This is a genomic window from Streptomyces chattanoogensis, assembly GCF_001294335.1.
Classification (GTDB): Bacteria; Actinomycetota; Actinomycetes; order Streptomycetales; family Streptomycetaceae; genus Streptomyces; species Streptomyces chattanoogensis.
Window position 1 is genome coordinate 68,678 of the sequence record NZ_LGKG01000159.1, and the last position, 16,246, is coordinate 84,923.

At 70.7% G+C, this 16,246-nt stretch carries 14 protein-coding genes and 1 pseudogene; 11 read left to right on the top strand and 4 right to left on the bottom strand.

Features of this window, described 5'->3' with window-relative positions:
- Positions 1–218: 218 nt before the first annotated feature.
- From ADL29_RS28805 to ADL29_RS28835, 7 genes are all read left to right on the top strand, one after another.
- Positions 219–1,019, top strand: a complete 801-nt coding sequence (locus tag ADL29_RS28805) for a PspA/IM30 family protein (protein WP_078971362.1) — start codon at positions 219–221, stop codon at positions 1,017–1,019.
- A gap of 67 nt (positions 1,020–1,086) precedes the next feature.
- Positions 1,087–1,365 carry a PspA-associated protein PspAA gene (gene pspAA, locus ADL29_RS28810; protein ID WP_053926491.1) on the top strand — a complete coding sequence of 93 codons (279 nt, stop codon included), beginning with the start codon at positions 1,087–1,089 and terminating at the stop codon, positions 1,363–1,365.
- A 95-nt stretch (positions 1,366–1,460) separates the two neighbouring features.
- Positions 1,461–2,819: a sensor histidine kinase gene (locus ADL29_RS28815; protein WP_053926492.1), complete on the top strand. Its 1,359-nt coding sequence runs from the start codon at positions 1,461–1,463 to the stop codon at positions 2,817–2,819.
- Positions 2,816–3,505 (top strand): response regulator, encoded by a 690-nt coding sequence (locus tag ADL29_RS28820; RefSeq protein ID WP_053926493.1) that lies wholly within the window; start codon positions 2,816–2,818, stop codon positions 3,503–3,505. The genes ADL29_RS28815 and ADL29_RS28820 overlap by 4 nt, the downstream gene beginning before the upstream one ends.
- 182 nt (positions 3,506–3,687) lie before the next feature.
- Positions 3,688–6,876: an efflux RND transporter permease subunit gene (locus ADL29_RS28825; protein ID WP_053926494.1), complete on the top strand. Its 3,189-nt coding sequence runs from the start codon at positions 3,688–3,690 to the stop codon at positions 6,874–6,876.
- Positions 6,877–7,110: 234 nt separating this feature from the next.
- Positions 7,111–7,467: a hypothetical protein gene (locus tag ADL29_RS28830; protein WP_053926495.1), complete on the top strand. Its 357-nt coding sequence runs from the start codon at positions 7,111–7,113 to the stop codon at positions 7,465–7,467.
- Between the two features lie 72 nt (positions 7,468–7,539).
- The gene (locus ADL29_RS28835) at positions 7,540–8,025 is read left to right on the top strand and encodes a hypothetical protein (protein ID WP_053926496.1); all 486 of its coding nucleotides are present in this window, start codon (positions 7,540–7,542) and stop codon (positions 8,023–8,025) included.
- A 72-nt stretch (positions 8,026–8,097) separates the two neighbouring features.
- On the opposite strand, the gene nadA is transcribed toward ADL29_RS28835, so the two are convergent.
- On the bottom strand, positions 8,098–9,297 hold the full coding sequence (gene nadA, locus ADL29_RS28840) for a quinolinate synthase NadA (RefSeq protein ID WP_053926497.1): 1,200 nt from the start codon (positions 9,295–9,297) through the stop codon (positions 8,098–8,100).
- Positions 9,298–9,592: 295 nt separating this feature from the next.
- Between nadA and erpA the strand changes: the two genes are divergently transcribed.
- Positions 9,593–9,949, top strand: coding sequence for an iron-sulfur cluster insertion protein ErpA (gene erpA, locus ADL29_RS28845; protein WP_030070025.1), 357 nt, complete (start codon positions 9,593–9,595; stop codon positions 9,947–9,949).
- A gap of 74 nt (positions 9,950–10,023) precedes the next feature.
- Here the strand turns inward: erpA and ADL29_RS28850 are convergent, their stop codons facing one another.
- Entirely contained in the window at positions 10,024–11,484 is a 1,461-nt protein-coding gene (locus tag ADL29_RS28850) for a hypothetical protein (RefSeq protein WP_053926498.1), read from the bottom strand.
- A 134-nt stretch (positions 11,485–11,618) separates the two neighbouring features.
- Positions 11,619–11,849: a hypothetical protein gene (locus tag ADL29_RS28855; RefSeq protein ID WP_053926499.1), complete on the bottom strand. Its 231-nt coding sequence runs from the start codon at positions 11,847–11,849 to the stop codon at positions 11,619–11,621.
- Between the two features lie 159 nt (positions 11,850–12,008).
- Here ADL29_RS28855 and ADL29_RS28860 point away from each other — a divergent pair, with 159 nt between their 5' ends.
- Positions 12,009–12,983: a carbohydrate kinase family protein gene (locus tag ADL29_RS28860; protein ID WP_046928434.1), complete on the top strand. Its 975-nt coding sequence runs from the start codon at positions 12,009–12,011 to the stop codon at positions 12,981–12,983.
- A gap of 19 nt (positions 12,984–13,002) precedes the next feature.
- Here ADL29_RS28860 and ADL29_RS28865 read toward each other — a convergent pair whose 3' ends face one another.
- A complete protein-coding gene (locus ADL29_RS28865; protein WP_053926508.1) occupies positions 13,003–14,421 on the bottom strand; it encodes a cysteine desulfurase/sulfurtransferase TusA family protein in 1,419 nt (472 codons plus the stop codon).
- A gap of 307 nt (positions 14,422–14,728) precedes the next feature.
- On the opposite strand from ADL29_RS28865, the gene ctaC reads away from it, so the two are divergent.
- The gene (gene ctaC / locus ADL29_RS28870; protein WP_078971363.1) at positions 14,729–15,691 is read left to right on the top strand and encodes an aa3-type cytochrome oxidase subunit II; all 963 of its coding nucleotides are present in this window, start codon (positions 14,729–14,731) and stop codon (positions 15,689–15,691) included.
- Positions 15,688–16,206: pseudogene (locus tag ADL29_RS28875) on the top strand (cbb3-type cytochrome c oxidase subunit I); the annotation flags it as partial. The gene ctaC and the pseudogene ADL29_RS28875, both read left to right, overlap by 4 nt.
- Positions 16,207–16,246 lie beyond the last annotated feature (40 nt).

Genomic DNA, 16,246 nt, shown 5'->3' on the forward strand with positions numbered 1-16,246 from the left:
GACGGGGAACGATCCCGCAACGGCACGTCATGACGTTCCGTCCGGGGCCCTCCCTACTCCCTGGGCGGGAGACGCCGGACACCCTGATCGTCCTGCAGGAGGAGCGCATCCGGGCCCGAACAGTGCGGTAATGGAACCAGGGCCCGTACTGTGGGGTCTGTAGATGTGCTGGAGCCTAAGCCCGATGTAATTCGGTCAGAAGGGGGCGCGCGAGGCCCATGAGCGATGGTGTCATGAAGCGGATGGGGATGATCTTCCGCGCGAAGGCCAACAAGGCCCTGGACCGGGCCGAAGACCCGCGCGAAACCCTCGACTACTCGTACCAGAAGCAGCTGGAGCTGCTCCAGAAGGTGCGCCGCGGTGTCGCCGACGTGGCGACCTCCCGCAAGCGCCTGGAACTGCAGCTCAACCAGCTCCAGGGCCAGTCCGCCAAGCTGGAGGACCAGGGCCGCAAGGCGCTCGCGCTGGGCCGGGAGGACCTCGCCCGCGAGGCGCTCTCCCGCCGCGCCGCGCTCCAGCAGCAGGTCACCGACCTGGAGACGCAGCACCAGACGCTCCAGAGCGAGGAGGAGAAGCTCACCCTCGCCTCCCAGCGGCTGCAGGCCAAGGTCGACGCCTTCCGTACGAAGAAGGAGACCATCAAGGCCACGTACACCGCCGCCCAGGCCCAGACCCGGATCGGCGAGGCCTTCTCCGGTATCTCCGAGGAGATGGGCGACGTCGGCATGGCCATCCAGCGCGCGGAGGACAAGACCGCGCAGCTGCAGGCCAGGGCCGGTGCCATCGACGAGCTGATGGCCTCCGGCGCGCTGGACGACCCGTCCGGCATGGCCAAGGACGACATCGCGGCCGAGCTGGACCGGCTCTCCGGCGGCACCGATGTCGAGCTGGAGCTGCAGCGGATGAAGGCGGAGCTGGCGGGCGGCCCGTCGGCCGGGCAGCAGGCCATCGAGGGCGGGCAGGGCGGTCAGTCGGGGACCTCCCAGCAGCAGGACCGGCCGCGTTTCGACAAGCAGTGACGCACGGCGGCGGTTAGCCTCGCAGGGACCGCCGCCGGGACCGTCGGACGTACCAAGGGAGACCGTCGTGATCGTACGGATCATGGGGGAGGGCCAGGTGAAGCTGGACGATGCCCACTTCATCGAGCTCAACAAGCTGGACGACGAGCTGCTCGAAGAGATGGAGAGCGGCGACGAAGCAGGCTTCCGGCGCACTCTCGGCGCCCTCCTGGACGCGGTGCGCCGCATGGGCACCCCCCTCCCCGACGACGCCCTCGAGCCGTCCGAACTGATCCTGCCGGCCGAGGACTCGACGCTCGACGAGGTACGCGAGATGCTCAGCGACGACGGCCTCATCCCCGGCTGACCGGACCGACCACCGCTCCTTCGGCACCACTCCAGCGCATACGGCACACGGCGCCCCGGCCCCCTGGTGGGACCGGGGCGTTACCGTTTCCTCTTGTGACCGCCCTCGACCCCGCACCGGACGCCTCTCGGGAGGCCGCCCCGGACACCCCCCGCGCGGGCCGCTTCGCCTGGCCCCGGACGCATCCGCGCGCGTTCGACGCCGCCCTGGCCGCGGTCTTCTTCGCGGCGACGCTGTGCGGTGCGGTGGCCGATCCGCACGGCCCGCACGGCCCCCGGTTCGGCGTCCGCGAGCTGACCGTCGCCACCGTCGTGCTGGCCGGGCTCGCCTGCACCGCCCTGGTCGCGCGCCGCCGCTTCCCCCGCACGGTCCTCGCCGTCACCGGCGCGCTCACCGTCACCGAGCTGATCACCCGCTCCGGCGACCCCCGCGCGCCCGTCGCCTTCTCCGCCGTCCTCGCCCTCTACACCGTGGCCTCCCGTACGGACCGGCCCACCACCTGGCGCATCGGCGCGCTCACCGTGGTCGTGCTCACCGCCGCCGCGATGCTCTTCGGCGAAGGCCCCTGGTACGCCCAGCAGAACCTGGCGATCTTCGCCTGGACCGGCATGGCCGCGGCCGCGGGCGACGCCGTGCGCAGCCGCCGGGCCTATGTCGACGCCATCCGCGAGCGCGCCGAACGCGCCGAGCGCACCCGCGAGGAGGAGGCCCGCCGCCGGGTCGCCGAGGAGCGCATGCGGATCGCCCGCGAGCTGCACGATGTCGTCGCCCACCACATCGCGCTGGTCAACGTCCAGGCCGGGGTCGCCTCACACGTCATGGACAACCGCCCCGACCAGGCCAAACAGGCCCTCGCCCACGTCCGTGAGGCGTCCCGCTCCGCGCTCGACGAACTCCGCGCCACCGTCGGTCTGCTGCGCCAGTCCGACGACCCCAGGGCCCCCACCGAACCCGCCCCGGGCCTCGGCGTCCTCGACCATCTCGTCGACGGCTTCGTCCGCTCCGGCCTCCCCGTGGCGCTCGAGATGCCGCCCGCGCCCCAGAACCTGCCCGCCGCCATCGACCTCACCGCCTACCGGGTCGTCCAGGAGGCGCTGACCAACGTCCACAAGCACGCCGGGGACGGCGCCCGCGCCACCGTACGGATCATCCGTACCGAGGCCGCGCTGACCGTCACCGTCCAGGACGACGGAGGCCGGACGTCCGACGTCCCGCCACAGCGGGCGGACCGGCCGGCGGACAGCGGCGGCGGCCACGGCCTGATCGGGATGCGCGAGCGGGTCTTCGCGCTGCGCGGCACGGTCGTCACCGGCCCCCGCGCCTCCGGCGGCTTCCAGGTACGGGTCACCCTCCCGCTGGGCACCGCCCGTACGGGAGAGACGGCGGCAGGGTCCGGGACGGCAGACCGCGCAGCAGGCGTCACAGCAGGCAGGACGACGGGGGAGACATCATGACGATCAAGGTGCTGCTGGCCGACGACCAGATGCTGCTGCGCAGCGCGTTCCGCATCCTGGTCGACTCCGAGCCCGATATGCAGGTCGTGGGGGAGGCCTCCGACGGCGCCCAGGCGTACGAGCTGACCCGGGCCGAGCGGCCCGACGTCGTCCTGATGGACATCCGGATGCCCGGTGTGGACGGCCTCGCCGCCACCCGCATGATCAGCCAGGACCCGGAGCTCACCGACGTCAAGGTGGTCATCCTGACCACCTTCGAGGTCGACGACTACGTGGTGCAGTCGCTGCGGGCCGGGGCCAGCGGCTTCCTCGGCAAGGGCGCGGAGCCGGACGACATGCTGGGCGCGATCCGCATCGCCGCGGCCGGGGAGGCGCTGCTCTCGCCCGTCGCGACCAAGGGGCTGATCGCCAAGTTCCTTGCGCAGGGCGGCAGTTCGGAGGACGAGGACGGGCCGGGCAGCCGCGGCGCCGAACGGCTGGGGACGCTGACCGGCCGCGAGCGCGAGGTGCTGACCCTGGTGGCCGGCGGGCTGTCCAACGACGAGATCGCCGAGCGGCTCGAGGTCAGCCCGCTCACCGTCAAGACGCATGTCAACCGCGCCATGGCCAAGCTCGGCGCCCGCGACCGCGCCCAGCTGGTGGTCATCGCCTACGAATCGGGACTCGTCCGCCCGCGGGTGCAGTGAGGCGCCTACGCCCACGGGTGCAGTGAAGGCGGTTGTGCCCGTACTCCGAACGCGGTACGGGCGGGGCCCCGAAACCGACCTGCGAGCGAGGAAAACCGTCCTGGGCATGGCGGAAGGTTGACGTGGGCCCGCTCCGGTCCCGGCCACCCTCCCGACTTTTCTGCAGAAGAGAGACCCCACCCATGTCCTGGCTGTCCCGACTCAGCCTCGTACAACGGGGCCTGATAGCGCTGATGTCGATCGTCGCGATCGCCTTCGGCGCCATCGCGATCCCGCAGCTCAAACAGCAGCTCCTGCCCTCCATCGACCTCCCCATGGTGTCCGTGATGGCGCCGTACCAGGGCGCCTCGCCCGATGTCGTCGAGAAGCAGGTGATCGAGCCGCTCGAGGACGGCATCCAGGCGGTCGACGGCATCAAGAGCGTCACGTCGACGTCGAGCGAGGGCTCGGGCATCGTGATGGCGCAGTTCGACTACGGCAATGACACCAAGACCCTGGTCGCCGACGTCCAGCAGGCCGTCAACCGCGCCCGCGCGAAGCTGCCCAAGGACGTGGACCCGCAGGTGGTGGCCGGCGGTACCGACGACCTGCCCGCCGTCGTCCTCGCCGTGTCCTCCACCACGAAGGACCAGCAGACCCTCGCCGACCAGCTGGACCGCAGCGTCGTCCCGAAACTGAAGAACATCGACGGCGTCGGCCAGGCCAGCGTCAGCGGTGTCACGGACCGGATCGTGGCCGTCACCCCCGACGACAGGAAGCTGGCCGCCGCCGGACTGAACGCCTCCGCGCTCGGCCAGGCGCTGGACGCCGGCGGGGCGTCGGTGCCGGCCGGCTCCTTCTCCGAGGACGGCAGGAGCAAGACCGTCCAGGTCGGCGCGGGCTACACCTCCGTGAAGCAGATCCGGGACCTCAGGATCGCCCCGGCCGCGGCCCCGGGTGCGGGCGCGGCCCCGGGCGGACACGCCGCCGGGCCCGTCCGGCTCGGCGATGTGGCCACCGTCAAGGAGGAGGCGGCCACCCCCACCTCCCTCACCCGCACCAACGGCAAGCCCAGCCTCGCCATCACCCTGACGATGGACCAGGACGGCAGCGCGGTCGCCATCTCCGACGCGGTCAAGGACAAGCTGCCCACGATCCGTCAGGACCTGGGCAAGGGCGCCGAGGTCACGGTCGTCTCCGACCAGGGCCCGGCCGTCTCGAAGTCGATCGAGTCGCTGACGACGGAGGGCCTGCTCGGCCTGGTCATGGCCGTCGTCGTCATCCTGCTCTTCCTGCTGAGCCTGCGCTCGACCCTCGTCACCGCGGTCTCCATCCCCCTCTCGGTCGTCATCACCCTGATCGTTCTGTGGACCGGCGACCTCTCGCTCAACATGCTCACCCTCGGCGCGCTGACCATCGCGATCGGCCGCGTCGTCGACGACTCGATCGTCGTCCTGGAGAACATCAAACGACACCTGGGCTATGGCGAGGAGCGCCGCGAGGCCATCCTCGCGGCCGTCAAGGAGGTCTCCGGAGCGATCACCTCCTCCACCCTCACCACCGTCGCGGTCTTCCTCCCGATCGGTGTGGTCGGCGGCATGGTCGGCGCCCTCTTCGGCTCCTTCTCGATCACGGTGACGGTCGCCCTGCTCTCCTCGCTGATCGTCTCGCTCACGGTCGTCCCCGTCCTGTCGTACTGGTTCCTGCGCGCGCCCAGGATCCCCGAGGGCACCACCGCGGACGAACTCCGCCGCCGGGCCGAGGAGAAGGAGACCAGGAGCCCCCTCCAGCGCCTCTACGTCCCCGTCCTCCGCTTTGCCACCCGCCGGCGCTTCACCAGCCTGCTCATCGCCGTCGCCGTCCTCGTCGGCACCTTCGCCATGGGCCCGCTGCTGAAGACCAACTTCTTCGACCAGGGCGACCAGGACACCCTGACCGTCAAGCAGGAGCTCAAGCCCGGTACGAGCCTCGGCGCGTCCGACGCTCAGGCCAAGAAGGTCGAGAAGCTCCTCGCCGGCACCGACGGCGTCGCGGACTACCAGGTCACCGTCGGCCCCTCCGGCTTCATGGCGGCGTTCGGCGGCGCCAGCGGCGCCAACCAGGCCACGTACCAGGTCAGGCTCGAGAACTCCGAGGACTCCGACAAGGTCACCAAGGACCTGCGGGCCGGACTCGGCAAGCTCGGCACGTCCATCGGCGAGACCACCGTCACCGCGGGCGGCGGCGGCTTCGGCAACCAGAACCTGAGCGTGGTCGTCAAGGCCGGCGACGCCGACGTCCTCAAGAAGGCCAGCGAGCAAGTTCGTGAGGCGGTCGCCTCTTTGAACAATGTCACCGACGTCCAGAGCGACCTCGCCCAGAGCGTGCCGCGGATCTCCGTCACGCCCAACGCCAAGGCGGCGGCGGCCGGTTACAGCCAGACCACCCTCGGCGGCGTGGTCACCCAGGCCGTCCGCGGCGCCACGAGCCAGGGCAAGGCCGTCCTGGACGACACCGAGCGCGACATCGTCATCAAGTCCGCCCACCCGGCCACCACCGAGGCCGAGCTGAAGAACCTGCCCGTCCCCACCCCGGCCGGCACGGTCCGGCTCGGCACCATCGCCACCGTCAAGACGGTCCCCGGCCCGGTCCGGATGACCCGTATCGACGGCGCCCGCTCGGCGACCGTCACCGCCAAGCCCACCGGCGACAACACCGGAGCGGTCAGCACCAAGCTGCAGAGCAAGATCAAGGACCTGAAGCTCCCCGAGGGCGCCACGGCGACGGTCGGCGGCGTCTCCCAGGACCAGACCGACGCCTTCTCCTCCCTCGGCCTGGCCATGCTGGCGGCGATAGCCATCGTCTTCATGCTGCTGGTGGGCACCTTCCGGTCCCTCGTCCAGCCGCTGATCCTCCTGGTGTCCATACCCTTCGCGGCAACCGGCGCGATCGGCCTGCTGGTTGCCACCGGCACCCCGCTGGGCGTCCCGGCGATGATCGGCATGCTGATGCTGATCGGCATCGTGGTCACCAACGCCATCGTGCTGATCGACCTCATCAACCAGTACCGCGCACAGGGCCACTCCGTCGTCGAAGCCGTCATCGAGGGCGGCCGGCACCGCCTCCGCCCCATCCTGATGACGGCCCTGGCCACGATCATGGCCCTGCTCCCGATGGCGCTCTCCCTCACGGGCAACAGCGGCTTCATCTCGCAGCCCCTCGCGGTGGTCGTGATCGGCGGTCTGATCACCTCCACCCTCCTGACCCTCCTCCTCGTCCCGACGCTCTACGCGATGATCGAACTCCGCAAGGAACGCCGGGCGAAGAAGAAGGCGGCGAAGCGGGACGGGAAGGCCGGACCCGCCGCACCGGCCGAGGAGACGGACCGGACTCCGGAGCCGGCGGGGGTCTGACCGCCCCGGACCGCCGACCCCACGAACGAAGCCCCCGCGGCCGCCTCCTGCGGCCGCGGGGGCTTCCCCTCACCGCTCCCCTCACCGCTCCCCTCACCGCTCCCCTCACCGCTCCCCTCACCGCTCCCCTGTCGACGCTGCGGAGCGCGTCCAGTACGGTCAGGCCCGTCAAGGGCACCTTCGACGGGTCAAACACCTTGAGTCACAGGGGAGTTAGGGGAGTTGAGGAGCGGTATGGCCGGACGCGGAGACGGCAAGGTGTGGCCCCTCACCTGGGCGTCCGCGGCAATCGCCGTCTTCGGCGGCTCCCTGTACGCAAGCCGGTCCGGCCTCTACGGAGGGACGGCGAAGCCCTCCGTCCTGCACACCCCGGTCCTCGTCGCCGCCCTGCTCCTCGCCGTGGCGCTGACCGTCGCGCTCGCCCTTCCCCGCACCTCCTTCCGCATCCGCTGGTGCCTGGCGCTGGTGACGGCCGTGGCCTCGGGCCTCGTCCTGATGCTGGCGCTGACCGGTCCGGCGGCGGAGGTGATCCCGCTGCTGCTGGGGGCGGCGGCGATGGACGGCGCCGCCATTCACCTGATGCGGATCTGAGCCGGGATCCCCGTCGCACCCGTTCCCGGTCCCGGCGTGAGCAGCTCCACCGCCGGCCATGACAATGGACGCATGAAGAAGAAGGTGCTGCTCATCGTCGCTGTCTGCGTGGCCGTCTGTGTCGCCGCCGCGGCGCCGCTGCTGAAGAAGTACGACGACCACCTGCCGGACGCGGTCAACGACCACCTGTTCCACGAGCGCATCAAGACCTTTGCGACGGCGGGCGATGCGCCCGAGTCGGGTGACGGCGAGGGCCTGTTCGTGCTGCCGCCCTGGGTGCCGAAGGACGTCACGCACATCACGGAGAAGGTGCAGACGGACGGCAGCGCCAGGCTGATGCGCTTCACCCTCGACCGGGCACCGCTGAAACTCAGCGGCCCGAAGGGCTGCACCGGGGGCGCCTTCAACGCGGCACCGGCGCTGGACGCGAGCTGGTGGCCCGAGGACGTGGGCGAGGGGGCCGGGCGGGTGGACTGCTCCTACGAGTTCCAGTGGCGGGTGGCCGTCAAGGGCAAGCAGGTCTACGCCTGGACCAACGGCGACCGGCTGGACGACTGACCGGGACCGCGACGACAGCGGGGCGCCCCTCCGAAGAGGGGCGCCCCGCTGCGTCATGTCCGGAGGGCCCGCCTACGGCAGCGCGAGCATCCGCTCCAGCGCCAGCTTCGCGAAGCTCTCGGTCTCCTTGTCGACCTCGATGCGGTTGACGGTCTTGCCGGACGCCAGCGACTCCAGGGTCCACACCAGGTGCGGGAGGTCGATGCGGTTCATGGTCGAGCAGAAGCAGACCGTCTTGTCGAGGAAGACGATCTCCTTGTCCTCCGCGGCGAAGCGGTTGGCGAGGCGGCGGACCAGGTTCAGCTCCGTACCGATGGCCCACTTGGAGCCGCGCGGGGCGGCCTCGAGGGCCTTGATGATGTACTCCGTGGAGCCGACGTGGTCCGCCGCGGCCACGACCTCGTGCTTGCACTCGGGGTGGACGAGGACGTTCACGCCGGGGATGCGGGCGCGGACGTCGTTGACCGAGTCCAGGGAGAAGCGGCCGTGGACGGAGCAGTGGCCGCGCCACAGGATCATCTTCGCGGCGCGCAGCTCGTCCGCGGTCAGCCCGCCGTTCGGCTTGTGGGGGTTGTAGACCACGCAGTCGTCGAGCGACATGCCCATGTCGCGGACGGCGGTGTTGCGGCCCAGGTGCTGGTCGGGCAGGAAGAGGACCTTTGCCGAACCGGGCTCCCCCTGCTCGAAGGCCCAGTCCAGCGCGCGCTTGGCGTTGGAGGAGGTGCAGATCGTGCCGCCGTGCTTGCCGGTGAAGGCCTTGATGTCGGCGGAGGAGTTCATGTACGAGACGGGCACCACCTGGTCGGCTATGCCCGCCTCGGTCAGGACGTCCCAGCATTCGGCGACCTGCTCCGCCGTCGCCATATCGGCCATCGAACAGCCCGCGGCCAGGTCGGGGAGGATCACCTGCTGGTCGTCGGTGGTGAGGATGTCGGCCGACTCGGCCATGAAGTGCACACCGCAGAAGACGATGTACTCGGCGTCCGGGCGGGCCGCGGCCTGCTGCGCGAGCTTGAACGAGTCGCCGGTCACATCGGCGAACTCGATGACCTCGTCGCGCTGGTAGTGGTGCCCGAGGACGAAGACCCTGTCGCCGAGCTTCTCCTTGGCCGCGCGGGCGCGCTCGACGAGGTCGGGGTCGGACGGGGCCGGCAGGTCACCGGGGCACTCCACGCCGCGCTCGCTCTTCGGGTCGGCCTCCCGGCCGAGGAGGAGCAGCGCCAGCGGGGTCGGCTGGACGTCCAGGGGCTGGGCGGTGGTCACGACACGCACCCTCTCTTCTCTGCAGACAGCTCTGGGCAGGCGCCCCGGGCACCTGGGGGCCTTTTCGTCTATTTGACGCTATCTATCATATCCGCTTCACGTCAGTTTGACGATGGCCATCATGTCGATGTGACGCATCAGCCCCCGTTGCGGGCGTCAGGTGTGTGGTCGGCCACCAGTTCCCCGCCGCCGGTGTGCGAGCATGAGAAGAGAAGCGCCCAAGCCGGAATTAATCCGGGACGTCGCCGGTTCCAGTCTGTTGCAACCGATGACAAGCGGTCCGTACAACCCGGGAGAGATGTAGATGAGCGTTCAGGACGAGAAGACCACCGTCAGCGACGGCATCATCCTGTCCGACGCGGCCGCGTCGAAGGTCAAGAGCCTGCTGGAGCAGGAGGGCCGGGACGACCTCGCGCTGCGGGTGGCGGTCCAGCCCGGCGGCTGCTCCGGACTGCGCTACCAGCTCTTCTTCGACGAGCGCTCGCTCGACGGCGACGTGGTCAAGGACTTCGACGGTGTCAAGGTCGTCACCGACCGGATGAGCGCCCCCTACCTGGGCGGCGCCTCGATCGACTTCGTCGACACCATCGAGAAGCAGGGCTTCACGATCGACAACCCGAACGCCACCGGCTCCTGCGCCTGCGGCGACTCCTTCAGCTAAGACGGAGACGGCGAAGGGCGGCGCCCCCCGGAACGGGGGCGCCGCCCTTCGCCGCGCCGTGCGCGGGTGTCCGCCTACCGCTTCGGCACGGCCTTGCCGGTCGAGACGTCGATCACCTTCCGGCCGTCCAGCGGCTTGTCCAGCGTCACGGTCCTGGTGAACTCCTTGGCGATCTTCACGCAGATCTGGTGCGGCTTCTTGTCCCGGCCGACGACCTTGGTCCGCACCGTCGTGCCCGACTCCTCGGCGCTCACCGAGTAGACGCTGCACACCCCGCCCCAGAAGTGCACCGTCAGCTTCCGGCCGCCGCCGCCCACGTCGTACGACTCCAGCGCCATCACACCGGGCTTGCCGGACGGGATCCCCGGCGTGCGGTCCCGGTGCGCCAGATACTTCGGCTGCACGGCGGGGTGCGCGACGATCGAGGTTCCCTGGCCCGTGCCCGGCTGCCGCACCGTGTAGAGCCACGACGGGACCAGCGTCTGCCCGCCGCCCACGTACTGCACCGCGAGCCCGAAGACCGCGCCGGTCACCTCGGTCGGCCGCTGGCCCTTCGTGGGTGCGGGCTCACAGGGCGCGATCCGGTCGCCGCCCTCCTCGGACAGCGCGGAGGGGCAGCCGGCCGGCTTGCGGCCGTCCCGCGAGTTCAGCCGGTCGAGGGTCTTGCCGGCGCTCAGCACGGGATAGTCGGCGCCCTTGACCGGATGCGCCAACTGGCCGCTGCCGCCGACCACCTGACCGTCCGCGCCGACCTGGAGATCGCTCTGCCAGCCGTACGTCGGCAGCCCGCCGAGCACCGGGTCCGCGCTCACGATCCGTACCGCCCCGGACAGCCCGCCGGCATCCAGCTTCGCGTTCTCCTGGCCGAGCGCCGTGAGCACCGGCCGCACGGCCTGTTTCGCCTTCGCCACCGACACCGCACCCTTGCCACTGCCGTCGTCCTCGGTGGACGCGTCCCCGCCACCGCGGTACGAGGGACAGCCGGGGCGGCTGGACGAGGTGCCCGCGTCGGGCAGCGCGCAGTTCGTCCCGCCGGGCGTGCCGTACTGCGAGTACGTCCACGAACCCGAGCCGGTCTTGTTGACCTGGAGCACGGGGCTGCGGGCATCCCGCGTCAGCCCGCCGACCTTCCAGGTGGTGCCCTCCGACCGCACCTTTCCGGCCACATCCAGCGCCTTGGCCAGCCGTTCCACGGCCGCCTCGGTGATCTCGCCCTTCGGCCGGTACACCGGCGCCGACGCCGGGCCGCCGGGCAGCTTCACCACCGCCTTGTAGTGCGCACCCTGCGGATTGGGCTCACCCGCCGCGATCCCGCCGCCGGTGTAGCCGTCGAGGGCGAGCGGCGGCGGGTCGCCCTTGGCCGCGGATCCCGCCCCGGAGCCCCGGCCGCCGGACGCGGACGAGGCCCAGTACGCCGCGCCGCCCCCGGCGAGCAGCACCGCGGCGGCCATCGAGGCGATCACCAGGCGGCTGGGCCGCCTGGGGGCCGCGGTCTCCGGGGTCTCGGGGGTTCCCTCGGTGTCCTCGGTGTTCACCGCATCGCTCCTTCAGCTCCGCCGAACATCTGACGTTCATCCTCCGTGAGGCCGGGAGGCCATCCTGCGTGAGGTGTGGACGCCGATGGGACGGGGCCGGGGCGCGAGCGGTTCCCGGGGTGGCCGGTCCCGGCTCAGTCGCCGTACTCGGGCATTCCGTCGACGAGGGCGGCGGACTTCGCCGGGACCGTGATCCCGTGAAGGTCGGAGGGCTTGCCGGGATCCGGCGCCCCGGACCGTCCGGAGGCGAAGCGCTGCGCCATCCGTGCGCAGTCGCCGCGCAGCTGGTCGAGTGATTCCGGGTCCGCCGTGGCGGAGGCGGAATGTACCGCGGACGGTGTGACGGCTTTCACAGGCTTGGTCATAGGGGCACGGTACGCAGCCGCCTTCCGCGAAGAAAGGCCTACTATTGGGTAGTTTCGGTATGTCCAATCGTCCGGGATGACCGGGTGGCCCGGCGCTATGCCCGGTAGCGTTGTCCTACGTCCGCTTGTCCCTCCGCCTCCCGCAGGAGCAGACCCGCCGTGCGTATCGCAGTCTCCGGCTCCATCGCCACCGACCATCTGATGACCTTCCCCGGCCGCTTCGCCGACCAGTTGGTCGCCGATCAGCTGCATACGGTCTCCCTTTCCTTCCTGGTCGACCAGCTCGACGTCCGCCGCGGCGGCGTCGCGCCCAACATCTGCTTCGGCATGGGCCAGCTCGGCATCCAGCCGATCCTGGTCGGCGCCGCGGGCACCGACTTCGAGGAGTACCGCGCCTGGCTCGACCGCCACGGCGTCGACACCCGCTCCGTACGGATCTCCGAGGTCCTGCACACCGCGCGCTTCGTGTGCACCACCGACGCCGACCACAACCAGATCGGCTCCTTCTACACCGGCGCGATGAGCGAGGCCCGGCTGATCGAGCTGCAGCATGTGGCCGAACGGGTCGGCGGACTGGACCTCGTGCTGATCGGCGCCGACGACCCCGAGGCGATGATCCGGCACACCGAGGAGTGCCGCAGCCGCGGGATCCCCTTCGCCGCCGACTTCTCCCAGCAGATCGCCCGCATGGACGGCGAGGGCATCCGCACCCTGATGGAGGGCGCGGCCTACCTCTTCTCCAACGAGTACGAGAAGGGCCTGATCGAGTCCAAGACCGGCTGGACCGCCGAGGAGATCCTGGCCAAGGTCGGCACCCGCGTCACCACCCTCGGCTCCAACGGCGTCCGCATCGAGCGGGTCGGCGAGCCGGCCATCGAGGTCGGCGTCCCGGAGGAGAAGACCAAGGCCGACCCGACCGGCGTCGGCGACGCCTTCCGCGCCGGCTTCCTGTCCGGCCTGGCCTGGGGCGTCGGCCTGGAGCGCGCCGCGCAGGTCGGCTGCATGCTGGCGACCCTGGTCATCGAGACCGTCGGCACCCAGGAGTACGAGCTGCACCGCAGCCACTTCATGGACCGCTTCACCAAGGCGTACGGCCACGAGGCCGCCGCCGAGGTCCAGCAGTACCTGGTCTGAGACCCCGGCCCCCGGTGGGTCAGACGCGGCGCCGCACCACATAGGCGGCGCCGCGTTCTGCTGCCTCCTCACCCGCGTATTCCTGCCCCCGCATCGCACACCAGGCGGGAATGTCCTGCCGCGCGGCCTCGTCGTCGGACAGCACCGTCACCGTGCCGCCGACCGGGACACGGCCGATCACCTTCGCCAGCTCGATGACCGGGACCGGGCAGCGCTTGCCGAGGGCGTCCACCACCAGGCCGGACCCTTCCGCCGCCGCTTCCCCCTCGGCGGCGGGCGCCGGCTCCGCCGCCGGCACCCCGAACCGCTCCCGCACCGAGCGGACCGTCCCCGGCAGCACCTCCAGAAACCGCTCCACATCTGCCTCGGCCGTGCCGTACGGCAGCGATACCCGGACATTCCCCTCCGACAGCACACCCATCGCGCGCAGCACATGGCTCGGCGTCAGAGTGCTGGACGTACACGACGATCCGGACGAGACGGAGAAGCCGGCGCGGTCGAGTTCATGCAGGAGCGTCTCCCCGTCGACATAGAGACAGGAGAAGGTGACGAGATGGGGCAGACGGTGCTCCGGGTGGCCGACCACCTCCACATCGGGGACCAGTTCGGGCACCCGGTGCCGGATCCGGGCCACCAGCTCCCGCAGCCGGGCGGCTTCCCCGGGTTCCTCCCGTTGCGCCCCGGCCTCGGCGCGCAGGGCCCGCAGCGACGCGGCCGCCGCCACGATCGCCGGAAGGTTGCCGAAGCCGGGGGCGCGGCCCGACTCCCGTTCGTCCAGGGGGCCCTGGGGCGAGAAGCGGGTGCCCTTGCGGACGGCGAGCAGGCCGACGCCGGGCGGGCCGCCCCATTTGTGGGCGCTCGCCGCCAGCAGCGACCAGGCGCCGGGCACCGGCCCCCAGGCCAGCGACTGCGCCGCATCCACCAGGAGGGGCACCCCCGCCTCCCGGCAGAGCGCCGCCGCCTCCTCCACCGGCTGCTCGGTGCCCACCTCGTGATTGGCGGACTGGAGGCAGGCGAGCGCGGCGTCCGGCCCGAGCGCGGCGGCGAGATCCCCGGCCGCGACCCGGCCCGTACGGTCCGCGCCGACCTGTGTCACCGTGCCGCCGGCCGCCTCATGGACCTCGGCGGCGTGCAGTACGGAGGAGTGCTCGACGGCGGAGTGCACCAGGCGCCGGCCGACACGCCGACGGGCGGCCAGCGCCCCGAAAATGCCGGAATGCACCGCCTGCGTACCCGAAGGGGTGAAAACCAGCTCGTCGGGCCGGCACCCCACGGCCTCCGCGGCGGCCTCCCGGGCCGCGTCCAGCAGCAGCCGGGCGCGCCGCCCCTCCCGGTAGAGGCGGGCGGGGTCGGCCCAGCCCTCGTCCAGAGAGGCGAGCAGGGCCTCCCGGGCGACCGGATGCAGCGGGGCGGAGGATGCGGCGTCGAAGTAGGGCACGTACGAGACGGTAGTCCCCCGGCCGGCGCCGGGGGTGCCCGCGCCTTTGCCCATGCGGCTCGGCGTGCCGTCAGATGCCTGGTGGGAGCGGGTAATCGGGCGTCCCGGAGACGCCCGGCGAAGGGCTCGCCCACCCCATCGGGGTGGCTCGCGGCGCGTTGGGCACCCTCCCCGCGCGACCCCAAATAGCGTCCAGTAGGGTTTGGTCCGCATAAACATCCAAACCCCTGCCCGTCGCAGGGCGGCGACCGACCAGCGAGTAAGGCCGCAGCCGACCGCGCGGGCGAGACTCTCGGGAAGGCGCTACGTGAGTCCCAACGGCTCCGACCGCTCGTCGCGGCGCCCGATGCGGCGGAAGCTGCCGCAGGTGCTTGCTGCGGGCCTGGTCCTGGCGACCGCGACTGGTTGCACATATAAGGACTTCCCCCGCCTCGGCATGCCAACGCCCGTCACCGACGAGGCGCCGCGGATCCTCTCTCTTTGGCAGGGCTCCTGGGCCGCCGCCCTCGCAACGGGCGTGCTGGTCTGGGGCCTGATCATCTGGAGCGTGATCTTCCACCGCCGCAGCAGGTCCAAGGTGGAGGTCCCCACTCAGACGCGGTACAACATGCCCATCGAGGCGTTGTACACGATCGTCCCGTTCATCATCATCGCGGTGCTGTTCTACTTCACCGCGCGCGATGAGAGCGATCTCCTCAAGACTTCCAAGAAGCCGGACCACGTCATCAACGTGGTGGGCTTCCAGTGGAGCTGGGCGTTCAACTACCTGGAGAACGTGGACGGCAAGAAGTCGACCACCAACATCAACTCCAGCGAACTCTCCGCGATCCCGGACAAGTGGAAGAAGTCCGCGCCGGCCGGTGCGGAGGGCGTCTACGACGCGGGCATCCCGGGTACCAAGAACCCGCAGACCGGCAACCCGGGCCCGACCCTGTGGCTGCCGAAGGGCGAGACGGTCCAGTTCGTCCTCACGTCGCGTGATGTCATCCACTCCTTCTGGGTGGTGCCGTTCCTGATGAAGCAGGACGTCATCCCGGGCCACACCAACGTCTTCGAGGTGACCCCCAACAAGGAGGGCACCTTCATGGGCAAGTGCGCCGAGCTGTGCGGCGTCGACCACTCCCGGATGCTCTTCAACGTCAAGGTCGTCTCCCCCGAGCGGTACCGGGAGCACCTGAAGGAGCTGGCCAAGAAGGGCCAGAACGGATACCTGCCGTCCGGCATTGAGCAGACGGATCACGCCAGGAATGCGGAGACGAAGAACACGTGAGCATCCTCAACGAACCTCAGGGTGCCGCCGCCGATACGGCTCCGGCAGCACCACCCGTACGCAAGAAGCAACCGGGTATCGCCGCGGTGAAGTGGCTCACCACCACTGACCACAAGACCATCGGCACGATGTACCTGGTCACGTCGTTCGCGTTCTTCTGCGTCGGCGGCCTGATGGCGCTGCTCATGCGCGCCGAGCTGGCCCGCCCCGGCGAGCAGATCATGACGAACGAGCAGTTCAACCAGGCGTTCACGATGCACGGCACGATCATGCTGCTGATGTTCGCGACGCCGCTGTTCGCCGGATTCGCGAACTGGATCATGCCGCCGCTGTCGGACGCGGTCCGCTCGCCGGGCGTCGGCGCCGACATGTGGATCATGGGTCTGGCCTTCTCCGGCTTCGGCACCATCCTCGGTTCGGTCAACTTCATCACCACGATCATCTGCATGCGCGCGCCCGGCATGACGATGTTCCGGATGCCGATCTTCACCTGGAACGTGCTGCTGACCGGTGTGCGTTCTTCTCCTTCATGACGTTCCTGATCGCGGTCCCGAC